This window comes from Citrobacter sp. Cb004, assembly GCF_030337065.1.
Taxonomy (GTDB): Bacteria; Pseudomonadota; Gammaproteobacteria; order Enterobacterales; family Enterobacteriaceae; genus Citrobacter; species Citrobacter braakii.
Genome location: NZ_JAOWCH010000061.1, coordinates 166795 through 188656 on the forward strand (window position 1 = coordinate 166795; position 21862 = coordinate 188656).

At 52.4% G+C, this 21862-nt stretch carries 19 protein-coding genes and 2 pseudogenes; 16 read left to right on the forward strand and 5 right to left on the reverse strand.

What is annotated here, in order from left to right; all coding sequences use genetic code 11:
* The first annotated feature begins 45 nt into the window (after positions 1-45).
* The 5 genes and pseudogenes from bioA to OGV65_RS14465 all read left to right on the forward strand — a co-directional run.
* Positions 46-1335 carry an adenosylmethionine--8-amino-7-oxononanoate transaminase gene (gene bioA / locus OGV65_RS14445; protein WP_286455101.1) on the forward strand — a complete coding sequence of 430 codons (1290 nt, stop codon included), beginning with the start codon at positions 46-48 and terminating at the stop codon, positions 1333-1335.
* Positions 1336-1693: 358 nt separating this feature from the next.
* The gene (locus OGV65_RS14450) at positions 1694-2128 is read left to right on the forward strand and encodes a hypothetical protein (RefSeq protein ID WP_153690586.1); all 435 of its coding nucleotides are present in this window, start codon (positions 1694-1696) and stop codon (positions 2126-2128) included.
* 171 nt (positions 2129-2299) lie between these two features.
* Positions 2300-2560 (forward strand): hypothetical protein, encoded by a 261-nt coding sequence (locus OGV65_RS14455; RefSeq protein WP_286455110.1) that lies wholly within the window; start codon positions 2300-2302, stop codon positions 2558-2560.
* Positions 2541-2681, forward strand: a pseudogene (locus OGV65_RS25510) (gp53-like domain-containing protein); the annotation flags it as partial. The gene OGV65_RS14455 and the pseudogene OGV65_RS25510, both read left to right, overlap by 20 nt.
* Before the next feature lie 99 nt (positions 2682-2780).
* Positions 2781-3254: pseudogene (locus OGV65_RS14465) on the forward strand (kinase inhibitor); the annotation flags it as partial.
* 61 nt (positions 3255-3315) lie between these two features.
* On the opposite strand, the gene hutH reads toward OGV65_RS14465, so the two are convergent.
* The 5 genes from hutH to hutI all read right to left on the reverse strand — a co-directional run bounded on the left by hutH (position 3316) and on the right by hutI (position 9617).
* Complete coding sequence (gene hutH, locus OGV65_RS14470) at positions 3316-4836, reverse strand: histidine ammonia-lyase (RefSeq protein ID WP_047501300.1); 1521 nt, start codon at positions 4834-4836, stop codon at positions 3316-3318.
* Between the two features lies 1 nt (position 4837).
* On the reverse strand, positions 4838-6523 hold the full coding sequence (gene hutU / locus OGV65_RS14475) for a urocanate hydratase (RefSeq protein WP_286455102.1): 1686 nt from the start codon (positions 6521-6523) through the stop codon (positions 4838-4840).
* Positions 6524-6648: 125 nt separating this feature from the next.
* Positions 6649-7368, reverse strand: coding sequence for a histidine utilization repressor (locus OGV65_RS14480; protein WP_016152334.1), 720 nt, complete (start codon positions 7366-7368; stop codon positions 6649-6651).
* An 87-nt stretch (positions 7369-7455) separates the two neighbouring features.
* Complete coding sequence (gene hutG / locus OGV65_RS14485; protein WP_103766055.1) at positions 7456-8397, reverse strand: formimidoylglutamase; 942 nt, start codon at positions 8395-8397, stop codon at positions 7456-7458.
* On the reverse strand, positions 8394-9617 hold the full coding sequence (gene hutI, locus OGV65_RS14490) for an imidazolonepropionase (protein ID WP_049269855.1): 1224 nt from the start codon (positions 9615-9617) through the stop codon (positions 8394-8396). The genes hutG and hutI overlap by 4 nt, the downstream gene beginning before the upstream one ends.
* A 223-nt stretch (positions 9618-9840) precedes the next feature.
* On the opposite strand from hutI, the gene OGV65_RS14495 reads away from it, so the two are divergent.
* The 11 genes from OGV65_RS14495 to OGV65_RS14545 all read left to right on the forward strand — a co-directional run bounded on the left by OGV65_RS14495 (position 9841) and on the right by OGV65_RS14545 (position 21850).
* A complete protein-coding gene (locus tag OGV65_RS14495) occupies positions 9841-11124 on the forward strand; it encodes a putative acyl-CoA thioester hydrolase (RefSeq protein ID WP_047502440.1) in 1284 nt (427 codons plus the stop codon).
* Between the two features lie 560 nt (positions 11125-11684).
* Complete coding sequence (locus tag OGV65_RS14500) at positions 11685-12377, forward strand: prepilin-type N-terminal cleavage/methylation domain-containing protein (RefSeq protein WP_200107571.1); 693 nt, start codon at positions 11685-11687, stop codon at positions 12375-12377.
* Between the two features lie 70 nt (positions 12378-12447).
* Entirely contained in the window at positions 12448-14625 is a 2178-nt protein-coding gene (locus tag OGV65_RS14505; RefSeq protein ID WP_181220645.1) for a type II secretion system protein, read from the forward strand.
* A gap of 16 nt (positions 14626-14641) precedes the next feature.
* The gene (locus OGV65_RS14510) at positions 14642-15097 is read left to right on the forward strand and encodes a TcpQ domain-containing protein (protein WP_019076325.1); all 456 of its coding nucleotides are present in this window, start codon (positions 14642-14644) and stop codon (positions 15095-15097) included.
* 20 nt (positions 15098-15117) lie between these two features.
* Entirely contained in the window at positions 15118-16560 is a 1443-nt protein-coding gene (locus OGV65_RS14515) for a type II and III secretion system protein (protein ID WP_200046423.1), read from the forward strand.
* Between the two features lie 7 nt (positions 16561-16567).
* Positions 16568-17113 carry a hypothetical protein gene (locus OGV65_RS14520; RefSeq protein WP_153690590.1) on the forward strand — a complete coding sequence of 182 codons (546 nt, stop codon included), beginning with the start codon at positions 16568-16570 and terminating at the stop codon, positions 17111-17113.
* A gap of 4 nt (positions 17114-17117) precedes the next feature.
* Positions 17118-17975, forward strand: a complete 858-nt coding sequence (locus OGV65_RS14525) for a hypothetical protein (RefSeq protein WP_153690591.1) — start codon at positions 17118-17120, stop codon at positions 17973-17975.
* Complete coding sequence (locus OGV65_RS14530) at positions 17957-18493, forward strand: hypothetical protein (RefSeq protein WP_103766051.1); 537 nt, start codon at positions 17957-17959, stop codon at positions 18491-18493. Before OGV65_RS14525 ends, OGV65_RS14530 begins: the two co-directional genes overlap by 19 nt.
* Positions 18490-20019, forward strand: coding sequence for an ATPase, T2SS/T4P/T4SS family (locus OGV65_RS14535; RefSeq protein ID WP_407056500.1), 1530 nt, complete (start codon positions 18490-18492; stop codon positions 20017-20019). Before OGV65_RS14530 ends, OGV65_RS14535 begins: the two co-directional genes overlap by 4 nt.
* The gene (locus OGV65_RS14540; RefSeq protein ID WP_049282667.1) at positions 20003-21040 is read left to right on the forward strand and encodes a type II secretion system F family protein; all 1038 of its coding nucleotides are present in this window, start codon (positions 20003-20005) and stop codon (positions 21038-21040) included. The genes OGV65_RS14535 and OGV65_RS14540 overlap by 17 nt, the downstream gene beginning before the upstream one ends.
* 12 nt (positions 21041-21052) lie before the next feature.
* Positions 21053-21850: a prepilin peptidase gene (locus tag OGV65_RS14545; protein WP_047497801.1), complete on the forward strand. Its 798-nt coding sequence runs from the start codon at positions 21053-21055 to the stop codon at positions 21848-21850.
* The last annotated feature ends 12 nt before the right edge of the window (positions 21851-21862 follow it).

Consider the following 21862-nt stretch of genomic DNA (forward strand, 5'->3'; position numbering starts at 1 on the left):
AGACTCGTAAACCTAAATCTTTTTAATTTGGTTTACAAGTCGATTATGACAACGGACGATCTTGCGTTTGACCAACGCCATATCTGGCACCCTTACACCTCCATGACCTCCCCGTTACCGGTTTATCCGGTGGCGCGTGCCGAAGGTTGCGAACTGATTTTAGCCAGCGGTGAGAGGCTGATAGACGGCATGTCATCCTGGTGGGCGGCGATCCACGGTTACAATCACTCACAGCTGAACGCCGCGATGAAAACGCAGATTGATGCCATGTCACATGTGATGTTTGGCGGCATTACCCATGCCCCGGCCATTGCGCTGTGCCGCCAGTTGGTGGCGATGACGCCAGAGGCGCTGGAGTGCGTTTTTCTCGCGGATTCAGGTTCGGTCGCCGTAGAAGTAGCAATGAAAATGGCGCTGCAATACTGGCAGGCCAAAGGCGAATCCCGTCAGCGTTTCCTGACATTTCGAAACGGTTATCACGGCGATACCTTCGGCGCGATGTCGGTCTGCGATCCCGACAACTCGATGCACAGTCTGTGGAAGGGTTATCTGCCGGAGAACCTGTTTGCGCCCGCCCCGCAAAGCCGCATGGACGGCGAGTGGGACGAACTGGATATGGTGCCTTTTGCCCGCCTGATGGCCGCGCATCGCCACGAGATTGCGGCGGTGATCCTTGAGCCGATTGTGCAGGGCGCTGGCGGCATGCGCATGTATCATCCCGAATGGTTAAAGCGCATCCGTAAGATGTGCGACCGTGAAGGTATCCTGCTGATTGCCGATGAAATCGCCACCGGATTTGGTCGTACAGGCAAGCTTTTTGCCTGTGAACACGCCAACATAACTCCAGACATTTTGTGTCTGGGCAAAGCGTTAACCGGCGGAACCATGACCCTTTCCGCCACCCTGACCACGCGTCAGGTCGCGGAAACCATCAGCAACGGTGAGGCCGGATGCTTCATGCACGGTCCAACCTTTATGGGTAATCCGCTGGCCTGCGCCGTCGCCTCCGCCAGCCTGTCGTTACTCGAAACCGGTGAGTGGCGCTCACAGGTAGCGGCTATTGAAGCGCAACTGCGGACAGAACTCGCCCCGGCGGCAGACTCCAGTTGGGTAGCCGACGTGCGCGTACTCGGCGCCATCGGTGTGATCGAAACCACGCATCCGGTGAATATGGCGGCGTTACAGAAGTTCTTTGTTGAACAGGGCGTGTGGGTACGACCGTTTGGCAAACTGATCTATCTGATGCCGCCGTACATTATTCAGCCCGATCAGTTGCGTCGTCTGACCCAGGCCGTAAACGAGGCTGTGCGCAGTGCAACATTTTTTAGCGATTAATCAGCGCCCGGTCCGGACGTGGAAAAGTGGAACAGCCCGGATTATTCGATGACTGATTAAGTAACAATATTTAGACATGAAGGCCGGATTATTCCGGCCTTTTTTTATTTGCATCAAAGAAATTGCAAATCGTTTTATATCAATGCTGAGCAAAAATTGACGGGTGATTTAGTAAGCGATAGCGTGAATTTGTCACGTAAGTGATTAAAGTGAAAGGATTTTATGAGATTTTCCTTAAATGGAGTTTTAAGAAAATGGCTATTCCAGCTTATTTATGGCTCAAAGATGACGGCGGCGCTGATATCAAAGGTTCCGTCGATGTTCATAGACGTGAAGGCGGCCCGCTTGAGGTTGTACGATGAAACGGCTCGCATTGTTGCTACTACTTCCGTTTATTGTGGCCACTTCAGCAGCTGGCGAAGTGAACTGGCCCGATGCGCTGAAAGGCGTGGCTACGGGCGATCAAGCGTGGCTGAATAAAACGCCAGAACTCGCGGCTGCGGCAGATGTTAAGCAGGCCATTAAACTGGAAGATGCTTTATCTGCTGCCCTAACAGCAAATACAACCGGCGCTCTTGATGCGCTCAGCGTCATTGACGCGGGAAAATGGCCGCACATGCTCGGGACTGATATTGTCTGCGGAGTGCCTGTTGAAGCTCCAGCAACCGTTGAGGATTTTTATCAGCGGACACGTCCTGCGTTGTTAAGCACTGATAAGGGCGCTCGCTGCTTGTGGTTCCTCGAAGCAACATATGAGGAATGGAAAGCAGACAAAGCCCGTCAGGTTAAGTAAGATAATTAACCCGGTCAATATGGCCGGGTCCTTTCCTCCGCTTCCCTTTGATTTTTCGTGCCGCAGCCGCTCCCTGAATACTCAACACCACACAATAACCGCTCATGCAGTGGGTTTAACCGACAGCACCGGCACGCCGCACACGTTCCGGCACCCAGTAAGGATTATTAAATGACATTTCACGTCCCAACCGTTGCGAAAAGTACCGACCGCCAGTTACGCGATATTCAGAACGCGCTACCCGATGAGAACGCCGACACCAGCAGCGACAGCGACTACGCCGTCTGGGCTAATGCTGTATCAGGCGTGGCGGACGATCTCTACGCCTATCAGGGCTGGATTATTCGCCAGATTTTCCCTGACACCGCCGAGAAGGAGTATCTGGAGTTTACTCAATGCCGCACTGGCTTGACTGGTCACCAGTGCGAATAAAGTATCCTACTTCACCGGAGAGGATAAGGCAGCGCTGGCTGATTTAACTTCTGTTGGTCGTGACATTATCAGCAAGAACGCTATTGCCGACATTCTCACATACCTTGGTTTGCACGAAACCGGATTTGCCACCCTTGATTGAACGCAAAACAGTCCAGAATATTTCGCCACGCTACATACGGTTCCTGGCTACACTTTTTGGCTAACGAGAGGAGTCAGCATGAAACTAATCAGTAACGATCTGCGCGATGGCGAAAAGCTTGCGCATCGCCACGTCTTTAACGGCGTGGGGTATGACGGGGATAATATTTCCCCGCATCTGGCGTGGGATGACGTGCCCGCAGGGACCAAAAGCTTTGTCGTGACCTGCTACGATCCTGATGCACCAACCGGCTCCGGCTGGTGGCACTGGGTGGTGGTAAATCTGCCAGCAGATACCCGCGTACTCACGCAAGGCTTCGGCTCCGGGCTGGTTGCGCTGCCGGATGGGGTGATTCAGACCCGTACGGATTTTGGGAAAGCAGGTTATGGCGGTGCTGCGCCGCCGAAGGGGGAAACCCATCGCTATATCTTTACGGTTCACGCATTGGATGTGGAGCGTATTGATGTCGATGAGGACGCCAGCGGCGCGATGGTTGGCTTTAACGTTCACTTCCACTCGCTCGCCAGCGCCTCGATTACGGCGATGTTCTCAGTTAAGCTGTGTTGTGCCGGATGTCGGCTTCGCCGCATCCGGCCTACTAAACAAGGCTTATCTACAAAAATTCAGGCATCAATTTCAACAACGTCCCCTGGGCTAACAGTTCGGTTGCGCACTCAATATCCGGAGCAAAAAAGCGATCCTGCGTATAGTGGGCAACCTGCTCGCGCAGAGCCTGGCGCGCCTGCTCCAGCAGCGGGCTTGAGGTTAACCCTTCACGCAGGTCAATCCCCTGACACGCCGCCAGCCACTCCACGGCAATCACGCCGCGCGTATTCGCCGCCATCTCCCACAACCTGCGGCCCGCTGCCGGCGCCATAGACACATGATCTTCCTGGTTGGCGGAGGTCGGCAAGCTGTCCACGCTGTGCGGATGCGCCAGCGCTTTGTTCTCGCTCGCCAGCGCGGCCGCGGTTACCTGAGCAATCATAAAGCCGGAGTTCACCCCGCCGTTTTTCACCAGGAACGGCGGCAACTGCGACATATGTTTGTCCATCATCAGCGCAATGCGTCGCTCTGATAACGCCCCGATTTCCGCAATCGCCAGCGCCAGATTATCTGCCGCCATCGCCACCGGTTCAGCATGGAAGTTGCCGCCGGAAATGACATCGCCCTCTTCGGCAAACACCAGCGGGTTGTCGGAAACCGCGTTGGCTTCTACCAGCAGGACCTCCATTACCTGACGCATTTGCGTCAGGCACGCCCCCATCACCTGCGGCTGACAGCGCAAAGAATACGGATCCTGCACTTTTTCACAGTTATGATGCGACTGGGAAAGCGCGCTGGTGTCGGTCAACACGTGGCGGTACAGCGTTGCGGCATCAATCTGCCCACGCTGTCCTCGTGCGGCATGAATACGGGCATCAAACGGACGACGAGAGCCTAAAACGGCTTCGGTGGTCAGCGCCCCACACACCGTCGCAGACGCAAACAGCTCCTGGGCTTCAATTAACCCGCGCAGCGCAAAGGCTGTGGAAGCCTGGGTACCGTTGAGCAGCGCCAGCCCTTCTTTCGCCTCCAGCGTAATCGGCTCCAGCCCGGCCTTTTTCAGCGCTTCGGTCGCCGGAAGCCATTCCCCCTGCCAGCGCGCTTTACCTTCGCCCAGCAGCGTCAGAGACATATGCGCCAGCGGTGCCAGATCGCCCGATGCGCCCACTGACCCTTTCGCCGGGATCAGCGGATACACCTCGGCATTCACCAGCGCAATCAGCGCTTCAATCACGCTGAGACGAATACCCGAAAAACCCCGCGCCAGGCTGTTGATTTTCAGCACCATAATCAGGCGTACCATCGCGTCATCGAGCGCCTCACCAACGCCTGCCGCATGGGAAAGCACCAGCGAACGCTGTAAATTCTGCAAATCTTCCGTGGCGATACGGGTCTGAGCCAGCAGGCCAAAGCCGGTATTAATGCCATACGCCGTACGGCCTTCAGCGACAATATTATTGACGCAGGCGACGCTTGCGTTGATCGCATCAATCGCCCCGGCATCCAGGCTCAGTTTGACCGGCTGCTGCCAGATGTCGCGCAGTTGCGCAAAGCTCAGATGACCCGGCGTTAATGTCATGGTGTTCATATCAGCGTTTCTCCTGCGTCGCCGCGACCATCGGCAAATTCAGCCCTTCTTCGACGGCGCAATCCACCGCAATGTCATACCCGGCGTCGGCGTGGCGCATCACCCCGGTAGCCGGATCGTTATGTAATACCCGGGCGATACGCGCTGCGGCTTCATCAGTGCCATCGCAAACAATCACCATCCCGGCATGCTGGGAGAAGCCCATTCCTACCCCGCCACCGTGATGCAGTGACACCCAGGTTGCACCGCTGGCGGTGTTAAGCAGCGCGTTCAGCAGCGGCCAGTCGGATACTGCATCAGAACCGTCGCGCATGGCTTCGGTTTCGCGGTTCGGGCTGGCGACGGAGCCGGAATCCAGATGATCACGGCCAATAACAATCGGCGCAGACACTTCGCCGCTGCGCACCATTTCATTAAACGCCAGCCCCAGTTTTTGACGCCATTCCAGACCGACCCAGCAGATACGCGCCGGTAATCCCTGGAAGTTAATCCGCTCACGCGCCATATCCAGCCAGTGGTGCAGATGCTTATCGTCAGCCACGATCTCTTTCACTTTGGCATCCGTTTTATAAATATCCTGCGGATCGCCGGAAAGCGCCACCCAACGGAACGGGCCAATGCCGCGGCAGAACAGGGGGCGAATATAAGCAGGGACGAAACCAGGGAAATCAAAGGCGTTTTCCACGCCCATCTCTTTGGCCATCTGGCGAATGTTGTTGCCGTAATCAAACGTCGGCACGCCCATTTTGCTGAACGCCAGCATTGCCTCGACGTGCGTTGCCATTGAGCGTTTCGCCGCCTGTACCGTGCCCTGCGGATCGGACACCGCTTTCTCCTGATACGCTTCCCAGCTCCAGCCGGACGGCAGATAACCATGCAGCGGATCGTGGGCGCTGGTCTGGTCAGTGACCATATCCGGGCGCACACCGCGCTTCACCAGTTCCGGCACAACGTCGGCGGCGTTAGCGCATAGCGCAATGGAGACCGCTTTCCCCTCACGGGTGTACTTTTCGATACGCGCCAGCGCGTCTTCAAGCGATGTCGCCTGCTCATCCACGTAGCGGGTACGCAGACGGAAATCGATCCGGCTTTGCTGGCACTCAATATTCAGCGAGCAAGCACCTGCCAGCGTTGCGGCTAACGGTTGCGCCCCACCCATGCCGCCCAGCCCGGCGGTCAGCACCCAGCGTCCGCTCAGGTTACCCTGATAATGCTGACGCCCGGCCTCAACGAAGGTTTCATAAGTCCCCTGCACGATGCCCTGGCTACCGATGTAGATCCAGCTCCCGGCGGTCATCTGGCCATACATCGCCAGCCCTTTGGCGTCCAGCTCGTTGAAGTGTTCCCAGGTAGCCCAATGTGGCACCAGGTTGGAGTTGGCAATCAGTACGCGCGGCGCATTGTCATGGGTTTTGAAAACGCCAACCGGTTTACCGGACTGGACCAGCAGGGTCTCATCGGTCTCCAGTTTGGTCAGCGCGTTGACGATGGCGTCATAACATTCCCAGTCCCGCGCGGCGCGACCAATCCCGCCGTATACCACCAGCTCATGCGGATTTTCCGCCACATCGGGATCCAGGTTGTTCATTAACATGCGCAGCGGCGCTTCGGTCAGCCAGCTTTTGGCCGTTAACGTGGTGCCGCGTGGGGCACGAATATCCTGCTGACGGTACTTGCTATGAGACATGGTAGAGCACTCCTCGCGAACGATCGGACAGATAAGTAACATATACTTGTCTATACAAGTTGTCGCAAGCGTGCTTTTAACAAAAAAGATACAATTTTATTATACTGCGGCAGCAATCACGCTTTTCAGGACATAAACCGCCCTTGCAGGCGATAGCGGGAACCCGGGAAGAGCAAACGGGCATGAGAGACAATAGATGACGCAGACCAGGTTTTACGGCGGATCAGCAGGCAGGGATCGTGTTCTTTGATATTCAGCAGCGCGCACTCTTCGGCACTGGCGCGGACCGCTTCAACAATATGCTCGCCTTCCGTTAAAGGGGCTATCAGCGACAGATAAGCGTGCGGCGTAGTCTGGCTGTAATCCTGCGCCAGATACGCTGGCACAATTTCGGCATTCACGCAGCGATCTTCAATCTGCACCGGCAGTTCGTTCTCGTAGTGCACCATGACAGAGTGAAAAATGGAGGTGCCTTCTTTGACGTTTAACACCAAAGCCTGCTGCGCGCTTGCCTGGGTTCGTTCCAGCGTGATCACCTCGCAGCGGTGCTGATGCTGACGGGCGTTGATTTCATCCGCGATGCTGCGAATTTCAAACAGCGCAGACTGGCCCTTCGGCTCGGCGACAAACGTCCCTACGCCCTGCAAACGAACCAGTAACCCTTCATCCGTTAACTCACGCAGCGCCCGGTTGATGGTCATGCGGCTGAAACCATACTGCGCCACCAGCTCCGCCTCAGAGGGAATGCGATCGTGAGGTTGCCAGATACCGCTGGCAATCTTTTCGCTGATCTCCTGTTTGACCTTTTCGTAAAAAGGTGCCGGAGCAGAACGGGATGGGAGCATGCGTAAGCCTTCCTTAAGCTGAGAATGTGAGTGGGTACAGTTTACAGGCATTACCCGAACCTGATAAGCGTAACGCCATCAGGTATATCAGTGCCACCAGTGCGCGATTTGCCAACCTAATCGCGCCGCAACGCGCGCCGCTCTGCCATCATCGTCAAAGCGTGGATTAAATTCAACCATATCCACCGCCTGCAGTTTACCGCTACGACACAGGGGTTCAATCAGATTCAGCAGCGTCGCCAACGGTACGCCCAGCGCAGCGGGTGCCGACACGCCGGGCATTTCCCACACCGGCAGCACGTCGAGATCGATAGTCAGATAGATAACATCCAGGTTGGCGACAAACTGCGCTAACTGCGCCTGCGCCGTTGCACAGTACAGATCCTCCACCACGGTCACACCGAGCCGTTGCGCCTCATCCCATAAAGCCTGGGTGTTTGCCGCCCGACTGACACCGATACAGGCATAGTGAAATTCACGCTGCTGTTCATCGCAAAGCTGCGCCAGTTGGCGAAACGGTGTGCCGGAAGTAGCCTGATCGGCATGGCGCAAATCGAGGTGGGCATCGAAGTTGACGATCCCCACTTTCGCCTGCGGGAACGCATCCAGCACGCCTGCGCCGTGCGCAAATGCAGTTTCGTGTCCTCCCCCCAGAACAAAGGTACGCATATTCTCCTGCTGACAGCGCTGCACCGCATTGCGTAGCGCCTGCTGTGCGCCCTCAAGATCGGGGGCCTGGGCCACAATATTTCCCAGATCTACCAGCCGATGATGCCCATCGTGGCTGGCTAAATTCGCCAGCGCCTTGCGCAGCACATCGGGCGCTCCGGCGGCTCCCGTCCGGCCCTGATTACGTTTCACGCCTTCGTCGCAGGCAAACCCAAGCAGCGCTATCTGTTCGCGATACATTTCTGGGCTAAATGTCGGGCTCAGCGTGATCGTCTGAAACAGGCGCAGCGCATTCGGCGATTCGGCGCGGTCATCACGTCCCTGCCACAGCGCAGGTGAAACAGGTTGCCAGTGAGTCATACTATTTGTCCTTTGAATACGCGTTGGTAGAGCGGATTACGCCCCGGTTCATACAGGATCTCGACCGGGAGAGTTGCATCCCACACCACAAAATCGGCCACAAACCCGGCCTTCAATTGACCATGAGTGGCATGACGTCCCAGCGCCCGGGCCGCATGTCGGGTGACGCCCGCCCATGCTTCTTCCGGCGTTAAGCCAAACTGAACGCAGGCCATATTCATCGCCCAGTGCAGGCTGATAAACGGGCTGGTACCTGGGTTAAAATCTGTCGCCACCGCCATCGGTACCTGATACTGACGCAGCAACGCCACCGGCGGACGCTGTTGCTCTTTAAGGAAATAGAATGCGCCGGGCAGCAGCACGCCGACCGTACCGCTTTGGCTCATCGCCGCTACGCCCGCTTCATCGAGATATTCAATATGATCGGCGGATAACCCGTGGTAGCGGCTTACCAGCTGTGCGCCACCCAGCAATGACAGCTGTTCAACATGGCCTTTAATCGGGATGCCCAACGCCTGCGCGGCCTGAAACACCCGCTCGCTCTGCGCCAACGAAAAACCCACGCTTTCACAAAACAGATCCACAGTCTCGAACAGCCCTTGTTCCCACAGCTGCGGCAAAATGGTCTCGCACACCAGCGTAATATAGCCGTCAGGATCATCCCGGTATTCTGCTGGAGTCGCATGGGCAGCCAACAGCGTGGGGCTTATTTCAATGATATTCTCCGCCGCCAGCGCCGCTGCCACGCGCAATATTTTCTCTTCTGTCTGCAAATCCAGGCCGTAACCGGATTTTATTTCCAGCAACGTAACGCCTTCTTTGATCAGCTGTTCCATACGCTGATGCGCTAGATGTAAGAGTTGTTCATCACTGGCGCTGCGGGTCGCTGATACCGTGGCATTGATACCCCCGCCCTGGGCGCTTATCTGCTGGTAGGAGACACCGTTTAGCCGCTGCTCCCATTCACCTGCGCGGTTTCCACCAAAGACCAGATGCGTATGACAGTCAATCAGGCCAGGTGTAATTAGCCTGCCCTGCATATCAAAGGTATTGTCATGTGTGAGATAGAGCGATGACTCCGGGACGATATCGCGAATCTTCCCCTGGCGGACGATCAGCGCATGACCCTCTACCAGCCCATACGGGGTGTTACGTTCGGGATCCATGGTCGCCAGACGAACATTGCGCCAGATAACATCATCAGGGAAGAATTGCTGCATTCGACTCACCACTTGTCATAGGTTGTATAGACATTTATTTTTGATTATACGGATGTTGTCAACCTGAAGGACCGTAATTGTTATGTATTTGTGATATAAGAACTCTCCGCGCCGGGCATTACGGCGATAAAAACAACTTTTTACCTTTTAACCTTCCCGTTTCGCTCAACTTAGTATAAAAAAGCAGGCTTCAATGGATAACTTTCAAAGCCCGGAGCAACCTGTGAACATATCATCAGTTTCCCGTCTGGCGCTGGCAATGGCTTTTGGCGTGACGCTGACCGCCTGTAGCTCTACGCCGCCCGATCAAATTCCTTCCGATCAGACCGCGCCAGGTACCTCTTCGCGCCCGATCTTGTCGGCCAATGAAGCGAAAAACTTCGTTGCTGCGCACTATTTTTCCGCGCTGACGCCAAACACCGCGCCGTGGAGCCCTTCTGCTATTTCTCTGCCTGCACAGCCTGACTTCGTGGTTGGCCCGGCTGGGACTCAGGGCGTCACCCATACCAGCATTCAGGCTGCGGTTGATGCAGCAATCATCAAGCGTACTAACAAACGTCAGTACATCGCGATTATGCCGGGCGAGTATCAGGGCACGGTATATATCCCGGCAGCAACGGGAAGTCTGACGCTGTACGGCATGGGCGAAAAACCGCTGGATGTGAAAATTGGCCAGGCTATTGATGGTGACATGAGCACCGCAGACTGGCGTCGTACGGTGAACCCGGGCGGTAAATACATGCCGGGTAAACCGGCGTGGTATATGTTTGATAATTGCCAGAACAAGCGCGGCACAAATATTGGCGTGATGTGTTCTGCCGTCGTCTGGTCGCAAAATAATGGTCTGCAATTGCAGAACCTGACCATCGAAAACAATCTGGGTGACAGCGTTGATGCGGGTAATCACCCGGCCGTTGCGCTACGTACCGATGGCGATAAAGTGCAGATCAATAAGGTCAACATCCTCGGTCGCCAGAATACGTTTTTCGTGACTAACAGCGGCGTACAAAACCGTCTGGAAAACGATCGTCAACCGCGTACTTTGGTAACCAACAGCTACATTGAAGGCGATGTGGATATTGTTTCCGGTCGCGGCGCCGTGGTGTTCGATAACACCGATTTCCGCGTTGTGAACTCCCGAACTCAGCAGGAAGCCTATGTGTTTGCACCAGCGACGCTGTCAAACATCTACTACGGCTTCCTCGCCACAAATAGCCGCTTCACGGCGAGTGGTGATGGCGTGGCGCAGTTGGGCCGCTCGCTGGATGTCGATTCAAACACTAACGGTCAGGTCGTTATCCGCGACAGCGTGATCAACGAAGGCTTTAACATGGCAAAACCATGGGCTGACAGCGTTATCTCGAAGCGTCCTTTTGCCGGTAATACCGGTGCAGAAGATGACAAAGGTGAAATCCAGCGCAACCTGAACGACACCAACTTCAACCGCATGTGGGAATACAACAACCGCGGTATCGGTAGCAAAGTGGTTGCCGAACCGAAGCAGTAATCACAGCCATCAAACCGCTGGCGGGAACACTCCCGCCAGCCCCCTTCACCGCTTTCAACGTCTTTTCTTCACACAGGTAATATTTTCACCAACGCAGGTTTAAATTGATCGCGTGAATCAATCTATTTATAGCCATAATAATTCGAGTTGTATGAAGGCAAGCCCAGGCGCTTACCTAAGTAAGTTACAGTAACGTTTAACTGGACAAATATTGTTTTGCCGCTAAACTCACTTTTTAACCTAAAATAGATAAAAAGCCAAGCCATATTAATTTTAATATATGAGCATTGTCAATATATATCACTCTCCGGAAAAGGAAGATTACCGTAACTTTTTCTAAAAATAAATCAAAAAACCCGTTACGATATTTTCAATATATAATATATATATTGTGAAATTTTATTCAAAAATAACTCATCAGACCAGTCACCTTTATTCCTAATTATCCCATCACAGCTTTTAGCTTCTGGTGATTTACGAAAAATGCCGCATATAATCTTTTGGCACAGTGAGTGCAGGGTTAATTTTTTACAGCAACTAATATCTAAGGATTTATGGATATGAAAAGCATGATTCATTCATGGAAAAGGAAATCAGCGCAGTATCGTGAGCTGAAAAAGCAGAAAGGCGTAACGCTGCTTGAAATTATCATTGTACTGGGCATTATCGGTATTATCGCCGCAGGTGTGATTATTCTGGCACAGCGTGCGTTTAAAGCGCAGGATATTTCTGGGATTATTGACAATACCAACTCCGTTCGTGTTGCAATGAGTGAAGCGTATAAAGACCAGGCAGAATATCCAGTCCCGACAAATAGTATCACTGGTTTGACGAAAGCAAATATCGCCACTGAAGATAGCGATACCCCAATTTCTACCCTGGTGAAAATGGGTAAAGTTGATGTACCAGAAGCCTTTAACGGAATTTCCAGCGATGCGTTTGAAATTGGTGCGGCAAAAATCGCTAGCACTGGTACAAATAAAGGTTTCTATCTTGTTATTAACGGTCTGGAAGTAGAAGACTGTCGTAACCTTGCATCGCAGATAGGTGCCCAGTGGGATTACGTTGCAAGCAGTACAGCAATCGCAGGCGCAGAAGCTGGTGCTGGTGTTATTGACATGAGTGGAGCCGTTAGTTCGACTGTTCTGAAAACCCTCTCAACGGATAACCTGAATCCGACAAACATTGCGAATGCAGACTTCTGTAACGCTACGCCTGAGGGTGCCAGTGCTTTAATCCTGGGTAGTCGCTAATACGCTTATATTTTATGTAGTACTTGTTCTGCCCCCTGAAGGGGGCAGTTTTGCTAAATGGATTTAATAGATGATAAGTAAGCGCAACGCTAATATTTACGAACGTCAGGCAGGCGTCACCCTTCTTGAAATGATTGTTGTGCTTGCCATTATCGGCATGTGCCTGATGACTTATGCCAATTATAAACTAAAAGAAGCCCAGCAAAGTCACCAACTGATTGTCGCTGATATGATCGCCCGTGATATTTCCGGCGTGATGAGATTTGTGGCACAAGACAAACTGGCTACCACAAATAGCGCACAACAAGCCAACCCACTGTACGGAAAAAATACTCACGTCAATATCGCGAATTATGATAACCGCGTTACTAACAGGACATTACAGGATTCACCCGACACGGATGATAATAATTTTTATTCCGGTTGGTCTGCTGCTGTGTCAACACAAACCGATGTATCGCCCACCCGGGGTTCTCGCTATCTGTTTCTGGGTAGCGAATGTAGAAATGGCAATATTGAGAAAGGGAAACTGCCCTTCAAGCTTACGGAGTCTATGCTGCCGTGTGAACTGCGCCCTGGCGCCGAATCGCTGGAGTTAGTGCTGGAACGCGTGGACTTCGTCAACAACAGTCGCACCAGCGGGTTGGGCATTGAACGTGTCGACTTCTATCTCGTCTACCAGACAGATGCCGAGAACGAAGGTCTCCATTTTGCCGGATTTATTAAGCCGCTGGAAAAAGCGCTGAAAAGTGTCGATCTCGGTTATCTGCAGGCGGTGGTGTTTGAAATCGAGGGTAACGGTAATTTTAACCTGGTAACAACGGCCTCAGGCCAACCGCTGCAGATGGGTGACGTTCCCAATCATATGAGCAGGCTTGATACGAATAAACGTTACGGCATTCGCTTAAGCTTAGACAAAAACAGTGAAGATATTACTGCCGATGGTTCTGTTCCGGCTGCCAAGCTGTGCTGGAACGATGCCAAAGGCGAGGCCGGACCGTGTATTACGGCGATTGATGAAGACCGCCTGCTGATTACCAGCAGCGATGCAACGGGCAAAGATAAAAACGAACCGGCGATGTGCTGGAGCAGAGAGCAAAACAAGAGCACGCTGTGCCTGGCGGCAATGAACAGCAACGGCGTCAATCCGGATGGCAGGCTTAATCCAGACGGCACGCCGTATAATCCGGACGATCGCATTCTGCATCTGCGTACCAGCGCGGATAAAACAGACGGTAGCGAAGTGGATCCTGCTTCGCCGAGCTCGCTCAAAGGCACCACCGGCACGCTGTACGCCAATATCGTGATGGAAAATACCTCGCGCAAGCATCCGGAAAAATGGTATGTGGCTTACAATGGAACTGATGCTGACAGGCTTAAAAACGGTATCCAGGATGATGATGATACCAGTAGCTTACCTAATCAATTTGCAGATGCTTTCCATGGTCAGTATGAGCTGGTGACGCCCACCACCACCTTTTATCAGTCATTCAAAAACGATTACCCGCAGGGTAAAGGTCCGACAGGAGCTGATCCTGTTTATACAGCCGCAAATGATAGTACAAATTACAACAAGCTCTTAAGTGAGCCGGGCGTGATTCGTTTACCGTTGCAAACGTGTCCTAAAGTAACCGGTATCGATAAAGACCGTAAAACCAAGCTGCGTAGCCTCTATCCCCGCCTGTCGGTCGCCATATCATCTGTCGCGGCAGATGAGGATGATGGGGCAAACAAAACCGGTGGCTATTTCGACTATACCCAGCAGGGGGCAACCCGGACGAATAGCTACAAGAGTCAGAACGATCCGAAACCTGTGGGCGCGGTAGCCGCTGTGGCGATCCAGGCCAACATCGTGGTGAACAAAGATATTGTCTCTGCCAACGTCCCGGATAAAGTGAACGTAAACGGAATCTTTGAAGACTGGATCGCGGAGAAATGGTTTAAAGGCACAGGTAATAATCTGGACGAGCCCTTCTGGTTAATCAGCGCCGCGTCGGCAACAATTACCCCAGGTGGCAAAAAAGATGTGAATAAAATAAACCCACAGTCTCTCTCGGTGGTAATTAACCAGTGGTGCAGCACAATCCCGCAGGGGGGAATGATTTCATCCGAAGGTTACGCCTGGACTGAGGCGGAGCCGAATAAGTATGTGCTCCATTCTCTTGTTGCGGAAGATAACGATCTTAAATTTTATAAAGAAAACGGTGATGAACTTAAGATTCCGGACCATGAAAGAAACACCTATTAATCATTGGAAGAGTAAGATGAAAAAAACATGGATAATTGGGGCTGCCGTGTCCGCATTATTAGGCAGCCAGGGAAGTTTTGCCGCCAGCGCGCCAGCCGGGCAAAAAATTGACGCAGGGATGTTAACCACCACGCCAGTGAAAGAAAGTACAACCACGCCGCGAAATCCCTTTTCCGGAGATGATACGGTGAAAAGCGTCGCGCCTGTCAGTGCGCCAGTGGTGGAAATAAAAATTGATTTACTGGAAGAGGAGTTATTAAGCCAGCAACTCTCAAAATGGGCGCAGCAAAATGGCTATAAGTTGCTCTGGAACAGCTCAACTGATTTTGTTATTTACAAGGCAATTCATTTGCAGGGTAAATCAACACAGGATGTGCTGGTTAAGCTTGGACAAGTATTTACGTCAGAAAACTACGGGCTGGTGATAAAAGACTACCAGGCGAATAACGTACTGATCATTGATGAGCAGTAATTAAGCAAGGGAATAATGCTATGAAAATTAAAGTTTCGCTTCTGGCGTTGACGCTGGCTCTTCAGGGTTGTACGTCTATTGATACCAAGTACGATAAAAGTATTGTCCCGCAGGAAACCGGCAACCCGACCACTGCGGATGAAATGAAAACGACCGGTTATATGAAATATAACGAGCCTTATCTGGGCAAAAAGGTTGAATATAACTCCCGTAAACAGGCGCTGCTGCGTAAGCAAGTGAGTATTCAGTCTTACGAGCCTACCGATCTGGCGACAATTCTTGAGGCGGTGACCGCGCAAACCGGTATTAGCTACCGTATTAATACTTCCGTTCCCGGTGGAAAATCGGATGCGGGGGAACCGGAGTTCCGTAGCGTTAAATTCAACGGAACGTTTGAGGAATTTACCCGCTATATTTCCGCGCTGTATGACGTGAATCCGCTGCTGGATAACAACGGCGTACTGGTCGTCTCTTATTTCCAGAACTATGTGCTGAAGCTCGATTTTTACGGCGAAGACAACAAGTTTGAGACCAGTCTCGATCTGTCCGGTAATGAAGCCACTTCCGGCGGCGGTCTGAAAGGCAAAGCCGAAACTAAATTTGAATCCAGCTTCTGGGACGACGTTGAGGATATGGCGGATAAATTCGTCTCCAGCGGCGTTTACAGTATTTTCAAAGACGCCTCGATTCTGACGATCACCGCGCGTCCTTCGGAATATCAGGCGCTGAATGAGTCACTGAAAAAATTTCAGGCGGATAACACCCGTCAGTTTGTCGTGACTTACAAAATATTCACCCTTGATAAGCGCAAAACGAAAGAGCTGGGCGGTGGGGTCAATATGACCTTCAACGATGGGACCTCCTCTTTTGGTATCGACAGCTCAGAAATGCTGATGAAGCTCTCCGGCGGCTTAACCGCAGGCTGGACCAATCAGCATATGAATATCAGCTCTCAGTTGGATGCCCTGTACGAACTCACCGGCAGTAAGGTGATCCAGAGCGGTTCGTTTATTACCCGTAATAACATCCCTATTCCGCTCAACATGACCACGTCGCAATATTATGTCTCCAGCCGTACCAGGGAACAAGATTCCAATACAGGAGACGTCAGTACGGAGGTGGAAACCACGGAACTGGTCACCGGCACCAGCTTTATTCTTACCCCGCGTATCTTAACCGACGGGCGAATTGAAGTGGCCAGCGGCTTTACCAAGCGCTACCTCAACTCAATCGATACCTTTGATGAAGTTCAGTTGCCGTCGGTAAGCACGACGGAAATGTTTAACATTTCCACAATTACGCCGGGTAGCCTGTTGCTGGTCAGCAAATACGAAGCGAAAGAGGATTCTGACGGTCAGGGATGGTCGGTGCTGGCAGGCTCAGTTACCAACAACGAACATGTCGAAACCGTGGTGATGGTAGTCGGTATTGATAATTACCGTGCCCCAACGCAGACCCGATGAGGGCATCATGCTTAAGCACTTATCAGAAAATCGGGTATTAATTGATCTGGTCTGGAGCTACGAGCCCACCTCTCACGAACCTTATTATCTTGACTGGCTGGCACATATACGGCGAACCCATCGCCAGTTAACGATCTTGTCGGATGAAGGGGAAATGGTTACGGGTTTCTGTACTAAACACTCCACCTTATATGAGCCTTTCGCTCTGTGGATGAAAGCCCTGTACGGTAACGGTATTTATTACTATGAGCAGGCGGAAAGCTACTATTTCCTGATTATCTCGCACGGTGCTCCCGTTTCGGGCAGCGATCGTCTGGTCTCCAGACGCTTCTGGATGAAGCTGAAAGAGCAACTGAAAGAATCGCCACAGTATGCGGATCTACCGTTAATTCAGTTAACGGAACAGCACTTTGAGGCGGTGATTGAAGGCTGTACTGAACATCAGCGGCGGCAGAAAAAACGGCGACAGATGATGATCGGCGCTCTGTTAGCAGGCGGCATCGTATTTTTACTGGTGTTTATGACACTGCTGAAATTATTTATAAAAGGATGAGAACGTGGCGGTCTCTGAAAATATCTATTTCTGGAAACGTCGTAATATTATAGGGGGCGGTTCTACCGGGCGAGGAGGTAATATTATCGTCTGGGTCGTTACGCTACTGATTTTATTAGCTGGCGGCGGCGGGGCGGGCTATTACTATTTTATCTGGAAACCGGAGCAGGAACGATTGGCCAGAGTCCAGGCTGAACAGGCTGCCCGCCAGCAAAAAATCAAAGCTATCGAAGATTTTTATCGCAACTCGCTCACGGGCGGCAGCATTTCTGATGCCAGCCTGCTGCTGGAGCAGCTCTTGCTAGCGAATAAAAAACTGTCGCAGGTGGGCTTTGCGCCAAAAAGTATTGAATGTACCAGTACGGGCTGTTCACTCAGCTATGCGCTAAATCCAGGACGGATATTTAGCGTGGCCGATATTAATCTCTGGGGCAAAACCTGGTCGCCCAGTTTTTCAAAAAACACGCTGGACTATACGGGCATTGAGTCCGGGATGAATAAACACCCATGGCTCATCGCGTGGCAGAGTAAAAACACGGTCAATCTGCCGGTCTGTACCGATGTATTAAGTTATATCAGCACCTGGAACTCATTAGGCGGACGAAATACCGAACTGGTATTAACGGGGATGCCCTCCTCTGCCGTCGGGCAAAATGAAAGCGCGCTGAAAAGTGCGGTAACGTCATTCGGCATGCTGTTCGCCGGTTGGACGATCACCTCACCGACCAAAATGGATTTCTCAGGCGTGTCGTTGGTGTTGAATAAACAACCCTTTGCCGACGCGTTTATTATCAAATCAATCGTATTCAATGAAAACTCAACGCTCGTTACCGGAGGACTGGCATGCAAAAAGGGAAATTAATCATTGCGGGAATAGTGTTGACGCTTTCACCTGCTCTTTACGCCGCAGATACGGCAGAAATCATCCCCGCGCAGCAGGTTGTGCAAGCGGAAGGCACGCCGCCGTTAAGCGACGTATCGCCGATGCAGGATCACGTTGTTGAGATGATAGAAAAAGATTTCAACTTCGAGAGCCAGTACCGCGAGCTGGCGAATCAGCTTGCGCTGGAAAAAGTCCGCAGCGAGCTGCGTAAGCTGCGCGGTGAGAAAAAGGCGGATAGCGCAGCGGTTATGCCGATGAGCACCGCCAGCACAATGGATGATATTAGCGCTTCCCCAGGAGCAACGTCAGAATCTGCGCCAGGGCTGCGGCCGCTGCTGATTTCCGAAATCGCGGGTCAAAAACGCGTGGCGATTGCCGGCGCCGACGGCGGCGTGAAGATGGTGCCGCTGAATCAGCGTTTTAGCTACGGCGGTTATGACTATATTGCGCGTCATAACAAAGCAAATGACGTGACGGTCGAGGTTGTGGGTAAGTGATCGATTATATCCAGTTTAACGAGGAGAACATTCATTCTCAGGAGTGGCAATTCCAGGAGTATGACGGCGATATTCTGGTTGCTGAGCATGCGGATGAAGCCTGGTTACTGGTATCCACGCCTTTGATTGATAATCTGGCGCCAATGCAGGCGGTGTGCCACCGCCTGCAGGTTTCCCATAATATTCAGGTTAAGGGAATAGCGCAGGTTACTGAGAAAAATTATTACCTGATCGTTGAACAACTGCTGTCGGCGGGAAGTAAGCTGCTTGAGCAGGAAAGCAGTAATACACAGCTTGCGCTGGAAGAGATGCTGAAAAAGGCCGTGGCGTTAAAGGCCAGCGACCTGCATATCACCCGTAATGATATGGTGGCGAATATTGAGCTGCGCATTAACGGCGTGCTTTGTCCGTTTATACAGATGAAGGCGTCACGCTGCGATGAGCTGGTGTTCGTGCTCTACAACGTTGAGGCAAGCACCCGCGACACCACCTGGAACCGCAATATTGCGCAAAACGCCAATATCCTCTATTCGCTGGCGGGGAAAAGCTACCGCTTCCGCTATGCGCACTATCCGATATTTGGCGAGACCAGCGATTGCTATCACGCGGTATTGCGTATTATTCCATCGGGTCTGGACAGAGCCAGCGTCGCGAGCCTGGATAAGCTTGGCGTTTCCGATGAGGAAATTAGCGACCTCAAAAAGATCCTGAGTAACCCCTACGGCGCATATATTATTGCCGGAACAACCGGTTCGGGAAAATCCACTACCCTGAAAAATCTGATGGAGTGGATGCAGATCAACCGCTATGACAATCGCGGCTGTTTTCTGACCGTAGAAGATCCGGTCGAATATCAGATCTATGGCGCGACGCAAAGTTCGGTATTAAGCGGCGAGTCAGGAGGATTCCATTCGGCGATCAAATCCTCGCTGCGTCGCGACCCGGACGTACTGATGGTGGGGGAAATTCGCGACAATATCTCTTCTAACGCGCTGGCCGGGGCGGTGGAAAGTGGTCACTACTGCTTTACCACCGTGCACGCAGGCAACATCGTTTCGTTATTGCAACGCTTATCCGCGCTCGGTATTACCAGCGATAAGCTTTCAACGCCGGGCTTTATTGCGGGCTTACAGTGCCAGAAGCTAATACCTGTACTGTGCCCGCAGTGTAAAACGTCGTTACGGACCGCCGCCATTAAGGGACGCGAGTTCCAGCTTTATGAAAAAAACGCTGAAGGCTGTCCGGCCTGCAAACACACGGGTATTGGCGGACGCCAGTTGGTGATGGAGTATTTGCTGCCAGTGTATGACGAGCTGGAGGCCATTGCTGAACAGAAGTGGCTTAAAGTTTATACCGTCTGGCGCGCGAAGCGATTAAAACAGACCGGCCTGAGCGAAGGATTCGAAATTAAAGAAAAAACGATGGCGGCGGTACTTCAGGGACGCGTGTGCGCGACCTGGTTTCAAATGGAATTTGGGCAAGTCGTTCAGGAAGAGCTGGAGGTAATAGTTGAAAAAATTCGGTAAGAAACAGCGTATTTATCTTTATCAGTTTTGCGCAGACATGATTAACGCTGAACTTCCGCTATATGACGCGTTGCAAAAATTACGCGCGGAAGGGGAAAAACTGCTCGGCAAAGGATTTGCTAAACGTCTGGAAGAGCTAACTGCGAAAATGGCGAAAACCACCTCCATTGCGATGGTTTTCGAGGGGCTGGTCCCTGAATCTGAACTGAGCGTGATTAACGCGGCGGAGCGCAGCGGCAGCCTGGCCGACGGCTTTATCACCCTGGTAAACGTGATTAATTATAACGACGAGCTGCGCAAGAAAATCGTCGGCGCCATCACCTTCCCGCTCATTATGCTGGTCCTGTCGCTGGTGGTAATAGGCGGTTATGCCTATAAGGTGTTCCCGGCTTTTGAAGGCGTTGTACCGGTTGAAAAATGGCCTGGCGTCACCAGCGCGCTCTATATTTTTGGGATGGCGCTGTGTAAAGGGCTGTGGATATATATCCTCATTGGTTTTATTGCGCTGGTTACCGTGATCAAAATAGCAATGGGCAAAATGACCGGGAATATTCGTAATCAGTTTTTTGATCGAATTATGCCGTTCTCAACGTATAAGCAGTTGACTGCCTCTATTTTTCTCAACAACCTGGCGCTGATGTTAAAAAACGGCATTCCGCTCAATGATGCACTCAGCATTATTAACCTGAACTCCAGCCGCTGGCTGCGCTGGCACCTGGCCGGGATGCAGAAGAAAATGGCGGCGGGCGTCAGCTATGGGGAGGCGCTCAACTCGGGTTTACTGAACACGGAAACGCTGCTTAATATCAGCCTTTACGCCGCGCTACCTTCGTTTAATGAGGTGCTGCTGGCGGTATCGAATAAATCACGTGAACACATTCGGGAATATATCACTAAACTTTCCGGGTTATTAAAAGCGCTCTCCACGCTGATATTAGGCGGTTGCGTAATATGGGTTTTTGCCGCGTTGTTTTCGCTCAGCGACAAGCTGGCGGCGATGGGCGCCAGCGGTTCTTTTTAGGAAAATTAAATCATGGATCTATTAATGCCATGGATGGTGGCTATTTTTATCCCACTTGGATTGCTGTTTGGCAGCTTAGCCAACGTGATTATTTATCGTCTGCCGCTGATGCTTGGCGTAATAGATGAGGATGATTCAGAAGGGGCGGCGGTTAATTTGTGGTGGCCGCCGTCGCACTGCCCTGCCTGTAAATCGGATATTAAGCCCTGGGATAATATTCCGGTTCTCAGTTGGCTGTTACTGAAGGGCAAATGCCGCCAGTGCGGCATTGCGATCCCGGTTATTTATCCGATTTCTGAACTGGCGATGGGGTTGGTATGGGGGGCGCTGGCCTGGTTTTACCTGCCGCAATGGTCTCCTCAGCTCGCGCTGGCATATGCGCTGTTGTTTATGGTGCTCTACAGCGCGGCGGTTATCGATTTTAAACATCTGATTCTGCCGGACGCGCTGGTCTTCACCGTGCTCTGGGGCGGGCTGCTGCTTGCCGCATCGGGCTACTCCATGGTGCGGGTGAAGGACGCAGTTTACGGCGTCGCCGCCGCCTGGCTGCTGCTGTGGGGCGTGATGAAGCTGTGGGAGACGTTGTGCAAACGCGACGGTCTGGGCTACGGCGACGTCAAGCTCTACGCCGCCTGCGGGGCATGGCTTGGCTGGCAGCGCCTGCCGGAATTACTCTGCTTTTCGGCGCTGGCCGGGCTGCTGTTTTACGTCTGCGTGCGGTTCTTTTATACGCAAGAGGATGACAAACATCGCTTTTATATTCCGTTCGGTCCGGCTATCGCGCTGGTCGCGTTTTTACTGCTGCTCTGACGGGGGTCGATC

What these genes read in the sequence shown, in the direction of transcription:
- hutU (WP_286455102.1), bottom strand. Translation starts at nt 6,523, where the DNA reads ATGTCTCATAGCAAGTACCGTCAGCAGGATATTCGTGCCCCACGCGGC.
- OGV65_RS14450 (WP_153690586.1), top strand. Translation starts at nt 1,694, where the DNA reads ATGAAACGGCTCGCATTGTTGCTACTACTTCCGTTTATTGTGGCCACT.
- OGV65_RS14505 (WP_181220645.1), top strand. Translation starts at nt 12,448, where the DNA reads ATGATAAGTAAGCGCAACGCTAATATTTACGAACGTCAGGCAGGCGTC.
- OGV65_RS14510 (WP_019076325.1), top strand. Translation starts at nt 14,642, where the DNA reads ATGAAAAAAACATGGATAATTGGGGCTGCCGTGTCCGCATTATTAGGC.
- OGV65_RS14530 (WP_103766051.1), top strand. Translation starts at nt 17,957, where the DNA reads ATGCAAAAAGGGAAATTAATCATTGCGGGAATAGTGTTGACGCTTTCA.
- OGV65_RS14520 (WP_153690590.1), top strand. Translation starts at nt 16,568, where the DNA reads ATGCTTAAGCACTTATCAGAAAATCGGGTATTAATTGATCTGGTCTGG.
- hutI (WP_049269855.1), bottom strand. Translation starts at nt 9,617, where the DNA reads ATGCAGCAATTCTTCCCTGATGATGTTATCTGGCGCAATGTTCGTCTG.
- OGV65_RS14500 (WP_200107571.1), top strand. Translation starts at nt 11,685, where the DNA reads ATGAAAAGCATGATTCATTCATGGAAAAGGAAATCAGCGCAGTATCGT.
- OGV65_RS14515 (WP_200046423.1), top strand. Translation starts at nt 15,118, where the DNA reads ATGAAAATTAAAGTTTCGCTTCTGGCGTTGACGCTGGCTCTTCAGGGT.
- hutH (WP_047501300.1), bottom strand. Translation starts at nt 4,836, where the DNA reads ATGAACACCATGACATTAACGCCGGGTCATCTGAGCTTTGCGCAACTG.
- OGV65_RS14480 (WP_016152334.1), bottom strand. Translation starts at nt 7,368, where the DNA reads ATGCTCCCATCCCGTTCTGCTCCGGCACCTTTTTACGAAAAGGTCAAA.
- OGV65_RS14545 (WP_047497801.1), top strand. Translation starts at nt 21,053, where the DNA reads ATGGATCTATTAATGCCATGGATGGTGGCTATTTTTATCCCACTTGGA.
- bioA (WP_286455101.1), top strand. Translation starts at nt 46, where the DNA reads ATGACAACGGACGATCTTGCGTTTGACCAACGCCATATCTGGCACCCT.
- hutG (WP_103766055.1), bottom strand. Translation starts at nt 8,397, where the DNA reads ATGACTCACTGGCAACCTGTTTCACCTGCGCTGTGGCAGGGACGTGAT.
- OGV65_RS14455 (WP_286455110.1), top strand. Translation starts at nt 2,300, where the DNA reads ATGACATTTCACGTCCCAACCGTTGCGAAAAGTACCGACCGCCAGTTA.